Origin of the sequence: Mesorhizobium sp. LCM 4577, assembly GCF_001854795.2 — a bacterium.
Lineage (GTDB): Bacteria > Pseudomonadota > Alphaproteobacteria > Rhizobiales > Rhizobiaceae > Mesorhizobium > Mesorhizobium plurifarium.
The window spans coordinates 134,517-154,081 of record NZ_MDDU01000055.1; the positions used below are offsets into that span (position 1 = coordinate 134,517).

The following is a 19,565-nucleotide window of genomic DNA, read 5'->3' on the forward strand; positions in this document are numbered from 1 at the left end:
GCGTTCGTTCTGCAACGTCGGCGATTGGCGAAATCGACGGCGACATCCAATCTCCCCCCTTGCGGGGGAGATGTCCGGCAGGACAGAGAGGGGTGCTGTCCCGCCGACATCTCTGCGGTATCCAGCACAACAATCGCGGAATGCCGCACAAGCCAGAAACCTCATCCGGCTATGGTCTCCCCATCAGGAGGCGCCCATGAGCATCGTCGTATTTGACCCCGACAGCACCGAGGACGTGGACTTCAAGGACCGCATGCGCCATCCGGCTGCGGCCGATCCCGCCGGCGRCATGTGGCTGTCCGACACCGAACCGTCTTTCATCGATGCCGATGCGCTGCGCAAGGGCCGGCTCGCCAAGCTGCGCGCCTGGATGCGCGAAGCGGGCTATGGCGGCGTCGTTTTATTCGACCCCTACAACCAGCGCTACGCGACCGGCTCGCGCAACATGTTCGGCTATTTCCTGCGCAACTCGACGCGCTACTTCTTCGTGCCCACCGATGGGCCGGTCGTGCTGTTCGAATACCCGCAGAGCTACCATGTCTCGATGGTGCTCGATACGATCGACGAGGCGCGCCCCTCCAAGCTCGTCTGGTCGTCCGTCTCCGGCCGCGACGACGAGACCGCCGGGCCGTTCGCGGACGAGATCACCGAGCTGCTGAAGAAGCATGGCGGCGGGTCGATGAAGCTCGGGCTCGACCGCTGCAGCCATCTGCAGGCGCTGGCACTGGAAAGGCGCGGCTGCGAGGTGAAGGACTGCCAGGGCGAAATCCTGGCCGTACGCGCGGTCAAGACGCCGGAGGAAGTGAAATGCCTGCAGGCCTCGATGGCGGGCGCCGAAGCCGCGGTGGCGGCGGTGCGCGAGGCGATCAAGCCCGGCGTTTCCGAAAACGAGCTGTTCGCCATCATGTATCATGAGGTGATCCGCCAGGGCGGCGAGTTCATCGAGACGCGGCTGCTCACCTCGGGACAGCGTACCAATCCGTGGTTCAACGAGGCGAGCGGCCGCAAGATCAGGCCGGGCGAGCTGGTCGCGCTCGATACCGACACGATCGGCTGCTACGGCTATTATTCCGACTTCTCGCGCACCTTCCGCTGCGGTCCAGGCAAGCCGACGCCCTACCAGAAATCGCTCTACCGCATGGCGCATGACCAGGTGCAGCACAATATCGGCATCGTGAAGCCCGGCATGGCCTTCCGCGAGATCGCCGAGAAGGCGTGGAAAATCCCGGACCGCTTCGTCGACCAGCGCTACACCTCTGTCATGCATGGCGTCGGCATGCATGGCGAGACGCCTTTCATCGCGCACTCGATGGATTACGAGACCTATGGCCGCGACGGCATCATCGTGCCGGGCATGGTGGTGAGCGTCGAAAGCTATATCGGCGAGAAAGGCGGCCGCGAGGGCGTCAAGCTGGAGGACGAGATCCTGATCACCGAGACGGGAACGGAGCTGCTCTCCCGGTTTCCGTATGAAGATGAATTTCTTGACAAGTAGCGCCTACGCATCGACAGCAAGACCAGCATGAAAACGCCCATTTCCATCCGACGCGGTACGGTGGCCGCGGTATTCATCGATCTCCAGGAGGAGCATCGCAAGGACAAGCGCTATCTGGTCGAGGGATTTGGCGACATCCTCGCCAATGTGCAGCGCCTGCAGGAGGCGGCGCGGCGTAATTTCGTGCCGCTTTACCACTGGGCCTATATCGTCGACCTCGCCGAGGCGCGGCCTTTCCACCCGGTGGACGAAAGCGGCAAGTCGGCCTTTTCCGACAAGGACGATCCGCTGACCGCGATCTGCCACGAAGTGGCGCCRCAAAACGGCGAAGCCATGCTGGTCAAGCAGGAAGCCAGCGCCTTCGGCAAGAACGACTTTGGCGACAAGCTCAAGGCGGCCGGCATCGAATGGCTGGTGATTGCCGGCGTCTGGACCGAGGCCTGCATCGACGCCACGGTGAAGGACGCGGTGGCGCGCGGGTTTCGCGTGCTTCTGGTGAAGGACGCCTGCGGCAGCGCGAGTGCCGCCATGCACCAGACCGGCATCCTCAACCTCGCCAACCGTCTCTATGGCGGCGCCGTCACCAACACGCTGGACGCCTGCCGGCTGATGGCCGGCGATACGGTGAAGGTGTGGCAGGTCGAGGGCTCGGTGCCTCTGCGCTTCACCTTCGAGAACGCGGCGCAGCTTTACGCCGAGCTCTGACGGCCGTGGCCAGCAACCCAGGCAATTCGGCGAGCCGCGGCAGATATGCCGACCGGCTCGATCCGGAACTCTGGGACTATATCGACGAGGTCAACAGCTGGTATCCGCCGGAGATCATCGCCGCGCCCATTGCCGAGCAGCGCGCGGTCTATGACCGGATGTGCATCGCATTTCACCAAGGCCATCCGGAGGGCGTGACGGCCAGCGACGGTCTGGTCGCCACGGCGGCGCATGCGATTCCGGTGCGGCGCTACCGCATGGCCGGTAAGGCGGCGGCAGCGATCGTCATCTACTACCATGGCGGCGGCTTCGTGCTCGGCAATCTCGACAGCCATGACGACATCTGCGCCGAAATATGCGCCGGTACCGGTTTCGAGGTGGTCTCGGCCGATTACCGCCTGTCGCCGGAGCATCTCCATCCCGCCTCCTTCGACGATGCTTCTGCGGTGTTCGAATGGGTCGCCTCGACCAGCACRCTGCCGATCGTGTTGTGCGGCGAAAGCGCCGGCGGCAACCTCGGCGCCGCGGTGGCGCAGGCGACGCGCCGCCATTCCCGGCATGCGATCGGCCAGATGCTGATCTATCCCGGCCTGGGCGGCGACGAGACCGGGCGCTCTTATCTCGAGCACGCCGAGGCGCCGCTGCTGACGGTCGCCGACATTGAGTTCTACCGGCGTATCCGCGCAGCGCCTGGGCAGGCTTTGGACGACCCGACGTTCTCGCCGCTCGGGGATCGCGATTTTTCCGGCCTGCCGCCAACCGTCATCGTCACCGCCGAATGCGATCCGCTGTCCTCCGACGGCGAAGTCTATCGCGACCGGATTGTGGCCGCCGGCGGGCAAGCGTGGTGGCGCGAGGAGCCGCGGCTGGTGCATAGTTTTCTGCGGGCAAGGTCTACGGTGCCGCGCGCGGCGGAGGCGTTTGCGAGGATTGTTGCGGATATCGGCGCGCTTGGGCGGGGCGAGTGGCCGTATTGAATGGCGCTCCCCCTCACCCAGCCTCCGCTTCGCTCGGCTGACCTCTCCCCAAGGGGAGAGGAGCCTGTCAGCGCCGGCGCGAACCTCTTCTCCCCTCGGGGAGAAGGTGGCCGCGAAGCGGCCGGATGAGGGGGCGGCGCCGTCTGAGGCGACTTTAGCCTGCGGAACAGCGCACAAGAACTGCGGAAAACCAAACATTTCGCCGCGGAAAGCGGACCTATCATTCCCCTGCAGGCAACGGCGCCTTGGCGGTCGCATCCGCCCCCGCGCCTGGCGATCCCGGGGCGGCCGTTGCTTCATGCAAGTCCTTGCCCCAACAGACCGCCGCACGGGCAACGAGCGCCAACAACAGAGGGAACGACGATGAAATTCATGCTGACCGACAGAAAACTGCACCCGCAGGCGAAGCCGACTGCCGACGATTTCAAGACGGGCGCGATCAGCCGGCGCGAATATCTGGCGCTGATGGCGGGCCTCGGCGTCAGCGCCGCCGGCGCGATGGCGCTGGGCGGGATCGTTCCCTCGCCTGCCCGCGCCGCCGAGCCGAAAAAGGGCGGCGTGCTGCGCGTGGCGATGAACGTCAAGGGCTTCAAGGACCCGCGCACGTTCGACGGCGTCGAGATGTCGAACGTCGCGCGCCACTGCAACGAATATCTGGTGCGCTGGAAAACCGACTTCAGCTTCGAACCCTGGCTCTTGGAAAGCTGGGAAACCAGCGACGACGCCAAGACGATCACGCTCAACGTGCGCAAGGGCATCACATGGTCGAACGGCGACATTTTCAACGCCGACGACGTGATCCACAATCTCAACCGCTGGTGCGATGCCTCGGTCGCCGGCAATTCGGTCGCCGCCCGCATGGGCGCGCTGGTCAACGCCGACACCAAGAAGCCCGTCGAAGGCGGCATCCAGAAGGTCGACGACTACACAGTCAAGCTCAACCTGCCCAAGCCCGACATCTCGCTGATCGCCGGCATGGCCGACTATCCGGCGCTGATCATGCACCGCTCCTATGAGGGCGATGCCGATCCGAAGAAAGCTTTGGCCATCACCACCGGGCCATGCGAGCTGGTCAGTTGGGACGCCGAGACCGGCGCCGAGGTGAAGCGCAAGGACAAGCCCTGGTGGAAGGGCGAGTTCTATCTCGACGGCATCAAATGGGTCGACTACGGCTCCGATCCCAACGCTATGCTGTCGGCCTTCGAATCCGGCGAGATCGACACCGACCACGAGACCGCGTCGGACGCCGTCTCGCAGACCGAGCAGATGGGCCTGCAGAACTCCGAGATCGCCACCGGCTCGACCATCGTGGCGCGCTTCAATGTCTCCAACGCACCCTATGACGACGTCAAGGTGCGCCGCGCCGCCCAGCTTGCCGTCGACAATGCGGCTGTGCTGAAGCTCGGGCTCGATGGCCGCGGCAAGCCCGCCGACAACCACCATGTCGGCCCCATGCACCCGGAATTCGCCGATATCGGGCCGGCCAAGCAAGACGTCGATCAGGCCAAGAAGCTGATCACGGAAGCCGGCAAGGCCGACCACGAATATGAGCTGATCTCGGTCGACATCGAATGGCAAAAGAGCACCGCCGACGCGATCGCCGCACAAATCCGCGAGGCGGGCTTCAAGATCAAGCGGACCGTGCTGCCGGCCGCGACCTTCTGGAACGACTGGAGCAAGTTCCCCTATTCCTGCACCGAATGGCTCGGCCGCCCGCTCGGCGTGCAGGTGCTGGCGCTAGCCTACAAATCGGGCGGCGCCTGGAACGAAAGCGCCTATTCGAACAAGGAGTTCGACGAGCTTCTCGACAAGGCGCTTGCGACGCCCGACGCCGCACAGCGCAAGGAGATCATGGCCAAGATCGAGACGAACCTGCGCGATTCCGGCATCATCATCCAGCCCTACTGGCGCTCGGTCTACCGCACCTACCGCAAGGGCGTGCAAGGCTGCGAGCAACACCAGGCGCTCGAGCAGCATTTCGAGAAAGTGTGGCTGGAGTCCTGATTTTCCGGAAACTTGCCGCCTTCTGACCCGCGCGACAAAAGTCGTTCGGGTCAGACAAACTTAGCACATTGCATTTCTAGACAACTCACATCGGTTTGTTTGCCTTGACACGGCAATTGCTGATCTGCCTGTAATCTGAATGCGCCCGCAACGGGTTGCCGAAGGATTCATGCCGACAGGGAATATTCCGATGCGCGCCCGCTGGGCTTTCTTCGTTGCACCCATTATTCCGGCGATCCTGCCCGGCTACAATTGGCATACCCACCACCCTGAAGCAGCGCCTCTATCGGGCTTCCTATTTATATGCCTTGCTTTCTATTTTCTGGAGGCATTGATCGGAATACCTGCATTCTACATTCTTACCCGGCGGCGCTGGCGGCGTTTTTGGGTATACACCGTCGTTGGCTTTCTGGCGGTTTTCGTTCCACTATTTGTCTTCGGCCTTGTCCGGTGGCATGCGCCGTACGGCATGGTTTTGTATTTGTGTTCCTTGGCAGGAATCTTCGGCGCCGCTACAGGCCTGATTTTCTGGCTCTTGGTGCGCCCGGACAAAGATCCGATAGAGCAGCTTGCGTCGCACTTTACCTAGGTCGATTTAGTTTCGCGGGCGAACAACGATGGACCACTTCGACCTCGGCACCTATCGCCGTCCCATCTCGACCTCCTCGGCCGAGACGCAGCGTTGGTTCGATATCGGGCTGAACTGGTGCTACGGCTTCAACCACGAGGAAGGCATAAAGTGCTTCGAGAAGGCGCTGGAGACCGATCCTGGCTGCGCCTTCGTGCATTGGGGAATCGCCTATGCCGCCGGGCCATTCTACAATTTGACCTGGAAGGAGCATGGCAAGGCCGAGGCCGACCATGTCGCCAAGCGCTGCTTCGAACATGTGCGGCTGGCACGAGCCAATGCGGCGAGCGCGAGCCCCGTCGAACGGCGGCTGATCGAGGCGCTCGGCGCGCGCTTCCAGCAGCCGCATGGCGTGAGCGCCGCCGAGTTCGAAAAATGGGACGACGCCTATGCCGCGGCGATGCGCCAAGTCTATCGCGACTATACCGATGACCATGACGTGATGGCGCTGACCGTCGAGGCGCTGATGATGCGGACGGTGCGGCGCCTGTGGAACCTCCGGAACGGCGCGCCGGCGCCGAATTCCGATGTGTTGGAGGCGCTGGAGATCTGTGAGCGCTCGATCCGCCTCTCGGACGAAGCAGGGGCCGCGCCCCACCCGGCAGCGCTCCATCTCCATATCCACCTGCTCGAAATGTCGACGCAGCCCGAGCGTGGCATGCGCTCGGCGGAGCGGCTGGGCACGATGTGTCCCGATGCCGGCCATATGAACCACATGCCGGGGCACATTTACGTGCTCTGCGGCGAATACGAGAAGGCCAAGATCGCCAGCGAGAAGGCGGTGCGTGCCAACGACCTCTACCTCGCCTATGCCGGCGAGCCGACCTACTACCTGCTCGGATGCTGCCACGACCTGCATCTGATGATGTTCACCTGCATGTTGCTTGGCCAATACCGCCCTGCCCTGTGGGCCGCCGACAAGGTGCGCAGCCTGGTGACGCGCGACGTCGTCAGCATTCCGGAACGGCCGAAGCTGACGCAGACGGTCGAGGGCTATCACGCGATGAAATCGCATGTGCAGGTGCGCTTCGGGCGCTGGCGCGAAATCATCGACGAGCCGATGAACGGCGAGCCCGACCTCTATGTGGTGACCGCCGCGCTGCAGCATTACGCCAAGGGCGTGGCGCATGCGACGCTGCGCGAATTCGCGGCGGCCGAACGCGAACGCGAGTTGTTTAGCCGGCAGATCGACAGCATTCCGCCGGAGCGCCGCTTCCTCAGCAACCCGACGAAAGCCTCGCTCGCGGTGGGCGCGGCACTTCTCGACGGCGAGCTCGCCTATCACCAGGGCCGTCACGACGAGGCCTACGGGCATCTGCGGCACGCGGTCGAGCTCGACGACAATTTGTCCTACACGGAGCCATGGGCGTGGATGCACCCGCCGCGCCACGCGTTGGCGGCGCTTTTGCTCGACCAGGGCCATGCGGCGGAAGCCGAGCAGGTCTATCGCGACGATCTGGGCTTGAGCGGTGCCGTGCAGCGCTGCGCCCAGCACCCGGACAATGTCTGGGCGCTGCACGGGCTGGTCGAATGCCTGAAGCGGCGCGGCGAGAAAGACGAGCTGCCGGACCTGCAGGCCAGGTTGGCGACAGCGCTTGCCAAGACGGACGTGCCGATCACCTCGTCCTGCCTGTGCCGGACGAGTGTGCATGCGGACCATTGCTGCTATCACTAATTCCACGGCACAGGGATTAGTTCGGGTCTGCGCGCGTCGCTTCGCTCCTTGCTCCGCCCGTGGATGACGACCGGGTGGGCGTTTCGGCCAATCTCCAAGGCATGCCACCTGCCACCGCAAACAGAGCCGATCGAATTCCCTGCGTAGCGCCACCCGCTACGAGAATATCTCCGCCAGTTCGTCGATGCTTGCACCGTCCTTCGCCTGACGCAGCTCGACATAGCTTACCGCCGTGGCAATCGACAGCACCATCGACACCACGGTCTGCACCAGCGCGGCTCCGATCTCGGCAATGATGCCGCCGAACAGCACGAGAACGAGCAATATTCCCCACTGGATGATCATCGCGATGATGATGAGAATGAGGAACAGGCCGAAAAGCGCCCAGCGGCTGCCCTTGGTCAAGGCCCGGCTGCGCGACATCGAGCCGAACACGCCCCGCCGCTCCTGGATCAGGACCGGCACCGACATCGACCAGCCAAGCCACAGGATGATGCCCGGCACGATCAGCAGTACCAGGCCGATACCGGCGCCGATAGCGACGAGAATGCCGATCGCCAGCGTCGGCAGCAGGAAGCGGATCGCAATCTGGATGYAGTCGCCGAAGGACGGCCGCTTGCCGTTGAGGTCCTCGATGGTCGCCCGCACCAGCGCCGATTGCAGCAGCAGCGTGAACACAAATGAAATCAGGCCGGCGATGACGGTGATGTAGGAATTGCGAAACGCCGCGCTCGGATCCGGCATGGCACCGGATTCCGTTTGCAGGATTGCATTGATCTGCGGCTGGGTCGCCATCCGGACCAGCAACGTCGGCAGCCCCGCAAACAGCGCCGCCAATCCGACGCAAAGTCCGATGTTTCGGCCGATCACGCCAAAGGTGTTGCTGAATACCCTGCCGATCTCGAACCTACCGGGTCGTCTCAATGTCGCAGTGGTCATGATAATTTCCCCCGAGTCGCCGCCCGCATCCAATCGGTGACTTCAAAGTAAATTTGCCAAGATTGCGGGGTTCCGTCCAGTGCGCTTGCAATTGTCATGGCGTATTGCCAGTGTCGGCCCCGAACCGCAGGTTGCAGGGGGAACGAGCGGGTGACGGCCGCAGGGACGGAAGACGCCGGACGGCTGGCGCAGTTGCATAAGCAGCTGCTCACTGACGCTTCGATCCAGTTCGGGCTGCCGACCTATGTGCAGCCACAGCCGCCGGAGTGGCTGAAACCGTTTCTGGACGGCCTGGCCAAGCTTGGTCCCTATATGATCTATCTGTTCTGGGGCGCGGTGATCATCGGCGTCGCGATCATCGCTTTCCTGCTTTTCCTTGAAGCCAAAGGCATCGCCTGGCGCCTGCCCTGGCGACGCAAGCGTCTGGAGGCCGAAGCGAAGGAAGAGTGGCGCCCTGACGCAGGGGCTGCCCAGATCCTGCTCTCGGAGGCCGATGCGCTCGCCGCGCGCGGCGAATATGACGAGGCGGTGCATCTTCTGTTGCGCCGCAGCGTCGCCGACATCGCCACCCGGTTGCCCGATTTCCTGCGGCCGTCGCTGACCGCGCGCGACATCGCCGCGGCGGGGTCGATCCCCACCCGGCCCCGCGCCGCCTTCAGCGAGATCGCCCGGATCGTCGAGGCGGCCTTGTTCGCCCGCCGTCCCGTCGGCGCCGAGGGCTGGCGGCAGGCGCGCGGCGCCTATGAGCGTTTCGCCTTCCGGGATGCGTGGGCATGAGCGCGCAGGTGACAGGGGCAGCACAAGAACCGTTCAGCCGCAAAACCCTGTTCTGGGGTATTTTCGCCAGTCTGCTGGCGGCGGCGGGGTTTTTCCTGCTCTCCACCTATGCGCCCGATTTCCGCGAGCCCGCAGGCGGCGGTACGCCATTTTCCAAGGGCGGCACCGGTTATGCCGGGCTTGTCGAATGGCTGAAGCTCACCAATGGACAGGCGCCGCCGATGGAACGCGGCGAGAAGGGCCTGGCGTCCCCGCTCGCCTCGACCTTCCTGCTCGTCGTCACCATCGCGCCGAGCAGCGACCCGGCCGCGCTCGACCGGCTCATCAAGGCACGCTCGGGCAAGGACACGCTGTTCGTCCTGCCGAAATGGCAGACCTTTCCCCTGCTGGGGCACGATGGTTGGGAGACGAAGATCGAGCGGCTGCCCAACAGCGTCGTCAACGATTGGCTCGGCCGCATCGCCAAGGCAAAGCTCGGCGAGGCAAGGAACACGCTCTCGCAGATCAATATCGCCGGCCGCATGGTCGCCGCGCCGGACGAGTTGCAATGGGTGGCGGACGAGCATCCGCTGATCGCGGCGGGCGACGGCAGGGCTATCCTGACCGAGCTCGACAATGAGCCCTTCTACATCCTCACCGATCCCGATTTCATCAACAATGCCGGGCTGAAGGACGAGCAGACGGCGGCCGCCGCCCTCGACATGATCGCCATGATCGAGCCCGCCAAGGGCGCGGTCATGTTCGACCTGACGCTGCACGGCATCGGCCAGAAATACGATCTCGCCAAGCTTCTGGTCGAACCGCCCTTCCTCGCGCTGACGCTGTCGGTGCTGGTGGCGGCCGCGCTTGCGTTCCTGCACGGGCTCGGCCGCTTCGGCCCGCCGCGCGCCGAGGGGCGCGCCATCGCCTTCGGCAAGCAGGCGCTGGTCGACACCACGGCGATGCTGCTCAGGCGCGCCGGGCGATTGCAAGGGCTTGGCGACCGCTATGCCGCGCTGATGCGTCAGCGCGCCGCCGCGCTGCTCGGCGCGCCGCACGGGCTGCAGGGCGAGGCGCTCGACCGCTGGCTCGATTCCCGCGACAAGGGCGAGGCTCATGGCTTCACCGCGCGGTTCAAGGCAGTGAACGATTCCAACAGTTTGGCCGCAATGCATGAAGCAGCGGAAAAGCTGCATGACTGGACGGCAAGGAGGCTCGGTGAACGTCGATGAAGTGAAGGCCCTGGCGAACGCGATCAGGGAAGAGGTGGCGAAAGCCATCACCGGGCAGCGCGACACGGTCGACCTGATGCTGACGGCTTTATTCGCCGGCGGGCATATCCTGCTCGAAGGCCCGCCAGGCACCGCCAAGACCATGACGGCGCGTTGCTTCGCGCAGGCGCTCGGCGTCGCCTATGGCCGCATCCAGTTCACGCCCGATTTGATGCCCGGCGACATCGTCGGCTCCAACATCTACAATTTCCAGACCGGGCAGTTCACGCTGACGCGCGGGCCGATCTTCTGCGATCTTCTGCTCGCCGACGAAATCAACCGTACGCCGCCGAAGACACAAGCCGCCCTGCTCGAGGCCATGCAGGAGCACGCCGTCACCTTCGACGGCACCACGCATTCGCTCGGCCGGAATTTCATGGTGGTGGCGACGCAGAACCCGATCGAGCATCAGGGCGTCTACCCGCTGCCCGAGGCGCAGCTTGACCGCTTCCTGTTCAAGCATCGGGTGAGTTATCCGGACCTCACGGAGGAGCGCGCGATCATCGTCAATCACGGCGGCTCGGCCTCGCACGACATCGAGCAATACGGCATCAAGGCGCGGACCGACCGCAAGGTGCTTGAAGCCGCGCTCGCCACGGTCGGCGACGTCACGCTGGTCGACGATGTCGTCGGCTATATCGCGGCCCTTGTGCGCGGTACGCGCGAAAGCCCCGACCTCGAGGTCGGCGCCAGCCCGCGCGCGGGCGCCATGCTGGCGCGCGCCGCGCGCGCCAGGGCGGCGCTCGACGGCCGCAACTACGTCATCCCGGACGACGTCAAGGCCTTGGCCGTGCCGGCGCTGCGCCACCGCGTCGTGCTCTCACCGGCCGCGCAGATCGACGGGCGCCTGGTCGAGCAGATCGTCTCCGACCTCGTCGACCACACGGAAGCGCCGCGTTGATCTATCCGAGCGGCAGAGCGGTATGGGCAGCGGCGGCGGGGGCGATCCCCGCCTTCCTGATCGCGCTCGCGCTTCCGCATGTCTGGTATCTCGGCCTATTGTGGATCTGCGTGCTGCTTGCCTTCCTGGCGGTGGACGCGGCCGCGAGCAGAGGCCGCGCCGCGCTCGACGCCACGCTGACGGCGCCGCCGCAAGTGGGCATTGGCGGGCGCTTCACGCTGCACATCGCGGCCGGTCTCGGGGCAAGGCTTAGGCGCCTGCAGGCGCGTGTGGGGCATGACCAGCGCCTGCAGCCGGTCGCGGGCACCGGCGGCGCGCTGCCGGCCGATGGCGGCACGCTCGACCTCGAATTCGAGGCGATCCGGCGCGGCATCGCCAGCTTCGACCGGCTCTGGCTGCGCTGGCAGGGCCCGTTCGGGCTGGTGTGGAACCAGGTCATATTGCCGATCGACCGCAAGGTTGCGGTGCTGCCCAATGTCAACAGCGCGCGCGACGAGGCGATCACGCTGCTGCAGCGCTCGGCCCTTGCCGACGGCCATGCGCAGAAGCGCGCCGGCCAGGGCCGCGAGTTCGAGGCGCTGAAGGATTACCAGCCCGGCATGGGCCGGCGCATGATCGACTGGAAGCGCAGCGCCCGCCACGGCAAGCTTTTGGCGCGCGAGTTCCGGATCGAGGAAAACAACAACATCGTGCTTGCCATCGACAGCGGCCGCCTGATGTGCGAGCCGGTCGACGGCGTGCCGAAGGTCGACCGCGCGGTGACGGCCGCGCTTCTGTCGGCCTTCATCGCGCTCAAGGGCGGTGATCTCGTCAGCCTGTTTTCCTTCGACGCCCGGCCGCGCGTCTCCAGCGGCGCGGTGCGCGGCTCGCCGAGCTTCACCATGATCCAGAAGCGCGCCGCCGAGATCGACTATTCGACCGAGGAGACCAACTTCACCCTGGCGCTGACCACGCTTTCGGCCAGGCTCGACCGGCGCTCGCTGGTCATCGTCTTCACCGATTTCGTCGATCCGATCAGCGCCGAGCTGATGCTGCGCACCGTCGGCCGGCTGACCGAGCGGCATCTGGTGCTGTTCATGCTGATGAAGGATGTGGAGCTGGAAACGCTGGCCGACATGGCGCCGGCGGCGCCCGAGGATGTCGCCCGCTCCGTCACCGCCGGCGACCTCCTGAAGCAGCGGCAGGTGGTGATCGGCAGGCTCAGGCTGCTTGGCGCGCATGTCATCGAGGCCGACCACCAGCGGCTCGGCCCGGCGCTGGTCGAGCGCTATATCCAGCTCAAGGAGGAGAACCTCTTATGACGCTGTCCGCCGGCACCGATGCTGTCCGCCAGTCGCTGGCAAGCTTCCGCCTGGAGCGCGAGGCTGACTGGAAAGCCTTCGAGGCGCTGCTGGCGCGCGTCGAGAAGCGCGCGCCGCGCGCGCTGTCGGAAGACGAGCTGCTGTCGCTGCCGCTGCTTTACCGTTCGGCGCTGTCGTCGCTTTCGGTGGCGCGCGCGACCTCGCTCGACAGCGCGCTGATCGCCTATCTCGAGGCGCTTTGCCTGCGCGGCTATTTCTATCTCTACGGCGCGCGGCGATCCTTGAGGACGCGCATCGGCGACTTCTTCCTGCACGACTGGCCGGCCGCGATCCGCGATCTTTGGCGGGAGGTATGGACATCCGTCGGTTTGACGGTGATCGGCGCCATCGCCGGCTATTGGCTGGTCGCCTCCGACAAGCGCTGGTACGACGCCATCATCGCGCCGAGCCTGGCGGGCGGGCGCAACCCGGATTCGTCGGCTGAGACGCTGCGCGCCGTGCTTTACGGCGGCGGCGACCATTTCCTGTCGGGGTTCGCCGCCTATCTCTTCACCCACAACACGCAGGTCTCGATCCTGGCCTTCGCGCTGGGCTTCGCCTTCGCCGTGCCGAGCGTGCYGATCATCCTGATGAATGGCTGCATGCTCGGCGCCATTTTCCAGATCTATGCCGCCAAAGGCCTGGGCTTCCAGCTCGGTGGTTGGCTGTCGATCCATGGCACGACGGAACTGTTCGCCATCGCGATTGCGGGTGCCGCCGGCATGCGCATCGGCACCAGCATCGCCTTTCCCGGCGAGCTGACCCGCATGGCGGCTGCCGCCCGGGCCGGGCGCGTGGCCGCGACCGCCATGATCGGCGTCACGGTGATGCTGCTTTTCGCCGGACTGTTGGAAGGCATCGGTCGGCAGACGATCACCAGCGATCTCGCCCGCTATTCGATCGGCGGCGGCATGCTGGCCTTCTGGATTTGCTATTTCTACCTGTTCCGGATGGTGCGGCATGGCGACCGCTAGGGCAGCGAAGGTCAAGGACCCGGCGGCATTGATCCGCCCGTTGGTGACACCGGAGGGCGTCGACCTCAGGGTGAAGCTCGCCGACGCCGGCACCCGGGCTTCCGGATTCCTGCTCGACGTGGTGATCATCATCGTGGCTGCGGTCGTGGTAAGCCTCGTCGCCCTGTTCGGACTTGGCGGGCTTGGCGTGCAGGATGCCGAACCGCTGTTCATCGTCTGGATCATTTTCATCTTCTTCCTGCGCAACGTCTATTTCATCGCCTTCGAGGCGGGACGGCGGGCAGCCACGCCGGGCAAGCGCATGGTCGGCGTGAGGGTCGCCTCGCGCAGCGGCGCCGGCCTGACGCTCGACCAAGTCATCGCGCGCAACCTGATGCGCGAGATCGAAGTCTTTCTGCCGCTGTCGATCCTGGCCGCGCGCGCCAGCGCCGATGTCGCCGACACGCTGACGACCATCTTCGGCCTGGTCTGGGCGCTRCTCTTCTCGCTGTTCCCGCTGTTCAACCGCGACCGTCTGAGGATCGGCGACCTGCTCGCCGGCACCTGGGTGGTCGAGGCGCCGAAAGTGGCGCTGCTCGAGGACCTTTCGCGGCGCAAGGACCCGATCGCGGCACGCTTCCAGTTCAGCCCCGCGCAGCTCGACGCCTACGGCATCGCCGAGCTGCAGAAACTGGAGGAAGTGCTGCGCCGCGACGATCATTCCGCGCTCAAAGCAGTGGCGGAGACAATCGCCCGCAAGATCGGCGCCAGGGTCGAACCGGTCGATTCAAAGGCTTTCCTCACCGCCTATTACGGCGAGCTGCGCGCCCATCTGGAACGCAAGCTGCTGCTCGGGAATAGGAAGGCGGATAAGTACGCGCGGTAGCGAAGCGTCCCTCGCCTACCCCACCCACTTTTCATAGTCCGACACCAGGAGATGCAGCGGCGCGACGTCCTCGTCGATGTTGGAGAAGCGGCCGATCGGCTCGCGGAAGACGTTGTCGGTGAGGTCGTCATTGACGGTCGAGACCTCGCCGATCAGCACATCCTTGCCCTCGGCCCAGAAGGCGTGCCAGACGCCGGGCAGCAGCGTGACGCTCTGGCCGGGATCGAGCTTCAGCAGTCCTCCCGCCGGCAACCTGGTGATGGTGCCGTCGACCGGCACCGAGACTTCGGCCTTCGGGTCGATGCCGCCGTCGCGGTCGTGCATGAAAAGCTCCAGCACCAGCTTGCCGCCGCCGCGGTTAATGATGTCCTCGGCCTTGATGTTGTGGCGGTGCATCGGCGACAGCTGGTCCTTGCGCGAGATCATGATCTTCTCGGCATAGAGCATGCCCATGCCGAGCTTCATGTCCTCGTAGCGGCCGTTTCGCACGGTGAACAGGAACAGGCCGAGCTCGTCGAACTTCTCCTGGCCGTAATCGGTGATGTCCCAGCCAAGGCGGGAGGTGAAGATGGCCGAGGAGTCGGCCTTGTGCGCCTTCATCTCTTCCGGCGACCAATAGGCGAAGGGCGGCATGATATAGCCGAAGGAGCGGATGAAGGCGTCGGCTTCGCGGATGATGTCGTTGATCTTGGAGCGCTTCATGGTGGTTCTCCTCCGGCCGATGCCTTGCTGAATCTGCCCATCCGAATAGCCCAATGCCGGTCCGCTGTCGACGCAAACCCGCTGCTCTGGCCCCGTGACATCCGGCCGGATCGGGACCATAAACCCAGCCGGACTTTTCGATTTTGCGCATGTCTTTGTCCCGAAACCGGATCCCGCTCTCGGGAGACATGCTTTGAATGGTGATCTCATGCCAAGCATAGACGACCTCGACACGCCGGCGATCCTGATCGATGCGGCCCGCGCCGAAGCCAACATCAGGAAGGCGCAGGCGCATGCCGACGCCCACGGGCTGAAGCTGCGCCCGCACATCAAGACGCACAAGCTGCCTTATTGGGCGAAGAAGCAGGTGGCGGCGGGCGCCGTCGGCATCACCTGCCAGAAGATCGGCGAGGCAGAGGTGATGGCCGACGCCGGGCTCAAGGATATTTTCCTGCCCTACAACATTCTCGGCCGCGCCAAGCTGGAGCGGCTCAAGGCGCTGCATGGGCGTGTCACGCTGTCGGTGACGGCGGACAGCCATGAGACGCTGGAGGGCCTTGCCGCCACCTTCACCGATGCCGGCCATCCATTGCAGGTGCTGGTCGAGTGCGACACCGGCATGGGCCGCTGCGGCGTCCAGAGCGCCGAAGACGCTGTGACGCTGGCAAAGGTCATCGATCAGGCGAAAGGCCTCTCCTTCGGCGGGCTGATGACCTATCCGGCGGCGGGTCGCGCCGCCGAGGCGGACGCCTGGCTGAAGGCCGCGCGTGATGCGCTTGCGGCGGCAGGGCTCGCATGCGAACGCATCTCCAGCGGCGGCACGCCGGACATGTGGCGCTCCGGCGAGGACAGCGTCGTCACCGAATACCGGCCCGGCACCTACATCTACCTCGACCGCTACCAGGTCGCCAAAGGCGTCGGCACACTCGACGATTGTGCGCTGACGGTGCTCGCCACCGTTGTCAGCCACCCGACGAAGACGCGCGCCATCCTCGACAGCGGCAGCAAGGCGCTGTCGTCCGATACGCTGGGCCTGCCGGAGTTCGGCGAACTGCTCGGCGTGCCGGGCGCCCGAGTGACCGGTTTGAGCGAAGAGCACGGCACCGTCACGCTCTCCGACGGCGCCGGCTTGCGCATCGGCGAGCGTGTGCGCGTCGTGCCCGACCATTGCTGCGTGGTCACGAATTTGTTCGATCAGGTGCATCTGATCGACGGCGACACGGTGCTGGAAACGCTGCCGGTGGCAGCAAGGGGGCGGATGGGGTGAGTCTTCCCTTCTCCCCTTGTGGGAGAAGGTGTCGCCGAAGGCGACGGATGAGGGGGGCTCCAGGGAGCGCCAACGTCTCACTCCGCTGGAACACCTCTCATCCGTCTCGGCGCTACCGCGCCGATCCACCTTCTCCCACAAGGGGAGAAGGGGGAGCTTTCTCGGCCTGCCTTGYCGCGACTCTCCGCATTGCCGTCACCCGCCGCCTGAAAATCTCCGTGCGCATCGCCATCAGGTGCAGCGCGAAGAACAGCACGGTGAAGCCGAGCGCCATGACGGCGAGCGGCCACAGCATCGAGGGGTCGATGGTCGGGCCGCCGAGGCGGAAGACCGACGCCGGCTGGTGCAGCGTGTTCCACCAGTCGACCGAGAATTTGATGATCGGGATGTTGATGAAGCCGACCAGCGTGATGATTGCCGCGGCCCAGGCGGCCCGGCCAGCATCGTCGAGCGCGCGGGTCAGCGCGATGATGCCAAGATACATCAGGAAAAGCACGAAGACCGAGGTCAGCCGGGCGTCCCAGACCCACCAGGTGCCCCACATCGGCTTACCCCAGATGGAACCGGTGATCAGCGCCAGCGCGGTGAAGGTGGCGCCGATCGGGGCCGCCGATTTCAGCGCCACATCGGCCAGCGGATGGCGCCAGACCAGCGTGCCCAACGCCGAGATCGCCATGATCGTGTAGCACATCATGGCGAGCCAGGCGAAAGGCACGTGGATATACATGATGCGCACGGTGATGCCCTGCTGGAAATCCTCCGGCGCGGTGAAGCTCATATAGAGGCCGACGGCGAGCAGGATGGCCGCGATCCCCGCCAGCCACGGAATGATCTTGTCGGCCAGCCCGACGAAGCGCGTGGGGTTGGCGAGGTCGGTCCAGGCGGCAAGCCGTGAGGTGGTGTCGCTCATGCCGACCTAAATAGACCGGCGATCGATCGAGGGCAATTGGACGGTTGTCGCACTCCGCTGGAACACCCCTCATCCGTCTCGGCGCTGCCGCGCCGATCCACCTTCTCCCACAAGGGGAGAAGGGGAAGCGCTGTGCTTTTACGCCGCTTCCGTCACCGGACGGCTGAGGCGGCGGACCTCCTCGTCGTTGAGCAGACCGCCGGCGCGCAGCAGGGCGGCGAAGCGGCCGTTGCGCAGCGACAGCTCGGTGAAGCCGCCCATCTCGACCACCTTGCCCTTGTCCATGAAGACGACGAGGTCGGCGTCGCGGACCGTGGTCAGGCGGTGGGCGATGATGAAGGTCGTGCGGTTGCGGCGCAGCTCGTCGATCGCTTCCTTGACGCGATCCTCGGTCTCGACGTCGAGCGCGCTGGTCGCCTCGTCGAGCACCAGGATCGGCGCGTCCTTCAGCACGGCGCGGGCGATGGCGATACGCTGGCGCTCGCCGCCCGAGAGCTGGCCGCCCCGCTCGCCGACGACGGTGTCGTAGCCGCCGCTCTTCGACAGGATGAAGTCTTGCGCGGCGGCGGCATTGGCGGCGGCGTGCACCTCGTCATTGCTCGCATCGGCGCGGCCGACGCGGATGTTGTCCTCGATCGAGCGGTTGAGCAGGCCAGCGTCCTGGAAGACGGTGGCGATCGAGTGGCGCAGCGACTTGCGGGTCACCGTGCGGGTGTCGATGCCGTCGATCAGGATACGGCCGTGGGACGGCGTGAAGACGCGCTGCAGGAGATTGATGAGCGTCGTCTTACCGGCGCCGGTCGGGCCGACGATGGCGACCGTCTGGCCAGCCTGGACCTCGAAGGAGACGTCCTCGATGCCGTGGCCCGAATTGGCGAACTCGAAGCTGACGTCCTCGAAGCGCACATGGCCGGTGACGTTGGTGAGCTCACGCAGGCCATCCGGCTCGATGGTCTCGGCCGCCGAGTCCTCGAGACGATAGAAGTCCTCGAGCTTGGCGCGGGCCTCGGAAATCTGGGTGGTGAAAGCCGACATCTGGTCAAGACGGGCGATCAGCATCCCAGCAAAGCCGGTGAAGGCGACGACATCGCCGACGCGGAGCTGGCCACGGGTGACCAGATACGCGCCGATCGACAGCACGATCATCATCGAGATGGTCGACGACAGCCGGTTCAGCGCATTGGCGATCGCCCACCAGTCGAGCACCGGGTTCTGGGCGTCGAGCAGATCCTTTACGTAGCGCTTCAGCGTCGCGGTCTCGTGGCCGATGCGGTTGTAGCTCTGCAGGACGGCGACATTGCTGACGCTGTCGGAGACATGCGCAAAGACCGTGTGGTAGTGGCGCTCGACGGCGGTCTGCCCCGACTTGGTGCGGCGCATGACGATGCGGCCGATGCCGACGTAAAGCACGCCCAGGCCAAGCAGCACGACGGACATGCGGATGTCCATGGACAGCGCGGTCGGAACCAGCAGCACCAGCGCGATGGCCGTCGAGAGATGAACGCGCATGAATTCAAGCCAGAGGCTGAACAGGGTCTCGACGGCGCGCAGCAGCGTGTGCAGCGAATTGGACGTACCGCGCTGATGGTGCCAGGCAAGCGGCATGGTGATGACGCGCTCGAAGGACTGGCACAGCACTTCCGAGCGGCGGGCGTGGGCGAAACGGTCGGCGCCGCGCGCCACCAGCACGAAGGCTATGACATTGAAGACACCGATGGCTGCCCAGACGGCGAGCGTCGAAAACACCGCGCCTTTTTCGGAGATGGCACCGATCACCCTGCCCAGCAGGATCGGCTCGAGGATCGCGATCGCCGCGAGCGCGACGTTGGCGCCGCAAATCAGCGCGACGCGCTTCTTGTCGGCCGCCAGATAACCCAGCGCTCTAAAGTAGATCTGCAGAAGTGACACTTCAGCTACTCCGCCAAACTCTTGTCTGTGCTCAATGCCCGAATTGTGCACCGCACCATTTTTTGACACGTATCGGTTAATGTGTCGCGAAACAATGCGTCGTCTATCCCTTCCGTTCCCATTTAGCGAACAAAAGATGACGACGGTACGAAATCTGACGTGATCACCTAACGGTTTGAGATAAAAGGTGAAATGTCAGGCTTACGGCAAAATAATGGCACTTGGCTCCCGCTGCCACATTTTTAATC

The 19,565-nt window shown here is 64.9% G+C and carries 17 protein-coding genes; 13 read left to right on the forward strand and 4 right to left on the reverse strand.

Translation table 11 applies throughout. The features are described 5' to 3' along the window. The first annotated feature begins 196 nt into the window (after positions 1–196). From LCM4577_RS32540 to LCM4577_RS32565, 6 genes are all read left to right on the forward strand, one after another. On the forward strand, positions 197–1,495 hold the full coding sequence (locus LCM4577_RS32540) for a Xaa-Pro peptidase family protein (protein ID WP_071074785.1): 1,299 nt from the start codon (positions 197–199) through the stop codon (positions 1,493–1,495). Positions 1,496–1,522: 27 nt separating this feature from the next. After that, positions 1,523–2,200, forward strand: a complete 678-nt coding sequence (locus LCM4577_RS32545; RefSeq protein ID WP_071033205.1) for an isochorismatase family protein — start codon at positions 1,523–1,525, stop codon at positions 2,198–2,200. A gap of 5 nt (positions 2,201–2,205) precedes the next feature. After that, entirely contained in the window at positions 2,206–3,177 is a 972-nt protein-coding gene (locus LCM4577_RS32550; RefSeq protein ID WP_071074786.1) for an alpha/beta hydrolase, read from the forward strand. Between the two features lie 363 nt (positions 3,178–3,540). After that, a complete protein-coding gene (locus LCM4577_RS32555; RefSeq protein ID WP_071074787.1) occupies positions 3,541–5,181 on the forward strand; it encodes an ABC transporter substrate-binding protein in 1,641 nt (546 codons plus the stop codon). A 190-nt stretch (positions 5,182–5,371) separates the two neighbouring features. Further along, positions 5,372–5,770 (forward strand): hypothetical protein, encoded by a 399-nt coding sequence (locus LCM4577_RS32560; protein WP_041011536.1) that lies wholly within the window; start codon positions 5,372–5,374, stop codon positions 5,768–5,770. 28 nt (positions 5,771–5,798) lie between these two features. After that, a complete protein-coding gene (locus LCM4577_RS32565) occupies positions 5,799–7,484 on the forward strand; it encodes a hypothetical protein (RefSeq protein ID WP_071074788.1) in 1,686 nt (561 codons plus the stop codon). Positions 7,485–7,640: 156 nt separating this feature from the next. Here LCM4577_RS32565 and LCM4577_RS32570 read toward each other — a convergent pair whose 3' ends face one another. Beyond that, positions 7,641–8,423, reverse strand: coding sequence for a hypothetical protein (locus tag LCM4577_RS32570; protein WP_071074789.1), 783 nt, complete (start codon positions 8,421–8,423; stop codon positions 7,641–7,643). Between the two features lie 150 nt (positions 8,424–8,573). Here LCM4577_RS32570 and LCM4577_RS32575 point away from each other — a divergent pair, with 150 nt between their 5' ends. From LCM4577_RS32575 to LCM4577_RS32600, 6 genes are read left to right on the forward strand one after another with little or no spacing between them, the layout of a single operon-like run. Next, a complete protein-coding gene (locus LCM4577_RS32575; protein ID WP_071033199.1) occupies positions 8,574–9,200 on the forward strand; it encodes a DUF4129 domain-containing protein in 627 nt (208 codons plus the stop codon). Beyond that, positions 9,197–10,411: a hypothetical protein gene (locus LCM4577_RS32580; protein ID WP_071074790.1), complete on the forward strand. Its 1,215-nt coding sequence runs from the start codon at positions 9,197–9,199 to the stop codon at positions 10,409–10,411. Before LCM4577_RS32575 ends, LCM4577_RS32580 begins: the two co-directional genes overlap by 4 nt. After that, positions 10,398–11,351, forward strand: coding sequence for a MoxR family ATPase (locus tag LCM4577_RS32585; protein WP_071033197.1), 954 nt, complete (start codon positions 10,398–10,400; stop codon positions 11,349–11,351). The genes LCM4577_RS32580 and LCM4577_RS32585 overlap by 14 nt, the downstream gene beginning before the upstream one ends. Next, the gene (locus tag LCM4577_RS32590) at positions 11,348–12,652 is read left to right on the forward strand and encodes a DUF58 domain-containing protein (protein ID WP_071074791.1); all 1,305 of its coding nucleotides are present in this window, start codon (positions 11,348–11,350) and stop codon (positions 12,650–12,652) included. The genes LCM4577_RS32585 and LCM4577_RS32590 overlap by 4 nt, the downstream gene beginning before the upstream one ends. Further along, positions 12,649–13,665: a stage II sporulation protein M gene (locus LCM4577_RS32595; RefSeq protein ID WP_071074792.1), complete on the forward strand. Its 1,017-nt coding sequence runs from the start codon at positions 12,649–12,651 to the stop codon at positions 13,663–13,665. The genes LCM4577_RS32590 and LCM4577_RS32595 overlap by 4 nt, the downstream gene beginning before the upstream one ends. Further along, entirely contained in the window at positions 13,652–14,530 is an 879-nt protein-coding gene (locus LCM4577_RS32600) for an RDD family protein (RefSeq protein ID WP_071074793.1), read from the forward strand. The genes LCM4577_RS32595 and LCM4577_RS32600 overlap by 14 nt, the downstream gene beginning before the upstream one ends. Before the next feature lie 15 nt (positions 14,531–14,545). Here LCM4577_RS32600 and LCM4577_RS32605 read toward each other — a convergent pair whose 3' ends face one another. Continuing rightward, positions 14,546–15,232, reverse strand: a complete 687-nt coding sequence (locus LCM4577_RS32605) for a D-lyxose/D-mannose family sugar isomerase (RefSeq protein ID WP_041011546.1) — start codon at positions 15,230–15,232, stop codon at positions 14,546–14,548. Positions 15,233–15,440: 208 nt separating this feature from the next. Between LCM4577_RS32605 and LCM4577_RS32610 the strand changes: the two genes are divergently transcribed. Next, a complete protein-coding gene (locus tag LCM4577_RS32610; protein ID WP_071074794.1) occupies positions 15,441–16,499 on the forward strand; it encodes a D-TA family PLP-dependent enzyme in 1,059 nt (352 codons plus the stop codon). Positions 16,500–16,611: 112 nt separating this feature from the next. Here LCM4577_RS32610 and LCM4577_RS32615 read toward each other — a convergent pair whose 3' ends face one another. Further along, entirely contained in the window at positions 16,612–17,409 is a 798-nt protein-coding gene (locus LCM4577_RS32615; RefSeq protein ID WP_071074795.1) for a heme ABC transporter permease, read from the reverse strand. Positions 17,410–17,547: 138 nt separating this feature from the next. After that, complete coding sequence (locus LCM4577_RS32620) at positions 17,548–19,317, reverse strand: glucan ABC transporter ATP-binding protein/ permease (RefSeq protein ID WP_071074796.1); 1,770 nt, start codon at positions 19,315–19,317, stop codon at positions 17,548–17,550. Positions 19,318–19,565: the final 248 nt, after the last annotated feature.

Excerpts from the sequence above, each read along its gene's own strand:
- LCM4577_RS32555 (WP_071074787.1), top strand. The coding sequence starts at position 3,541 with ATGAAATTCATGCTGACCGACAGAAAACTGCACCCGCAGGCGAAGCCG.
- LCM4577_RS32560 (WP_041011536.1), top strand. The coding sequence starts at position 5,372 with ATGCGCGCCCGCTGGGCTTTCTTCGTTGCACCCATTATTCCGGCGATC.
- LCM4577_RS32565 (WP_071074788.1), top strand. The coding sequence starts at position 5,799 with ATGGACCACTTCGACCTCGGCACCTATCGCCGTCCCATCTCGACCTCC.
- LCM4577_RS32580 (WP_071074790.1), top strand. The coding sequence starts at position 9,197 with ATGAGCGCGCAGGTGACAGGGGCAGCACAAGAACCGTTCAGCCGCAAA.
- LCM4577_RS32605 (WP_041011546.1), bottom strand. The coding sequence starts at position 15,232 with ATGAAGCGCTCCAAGATCAACGACATCATCCGCGAAGCCGACGCCTTC.
- LCM4577_RS32610 (WP_071074794.1), top strand. The coding sequence starts at position 15,441 with ATGCCAAGCATAGACGACCTCGACACGCCGGCGATCCTGATCGATGCG.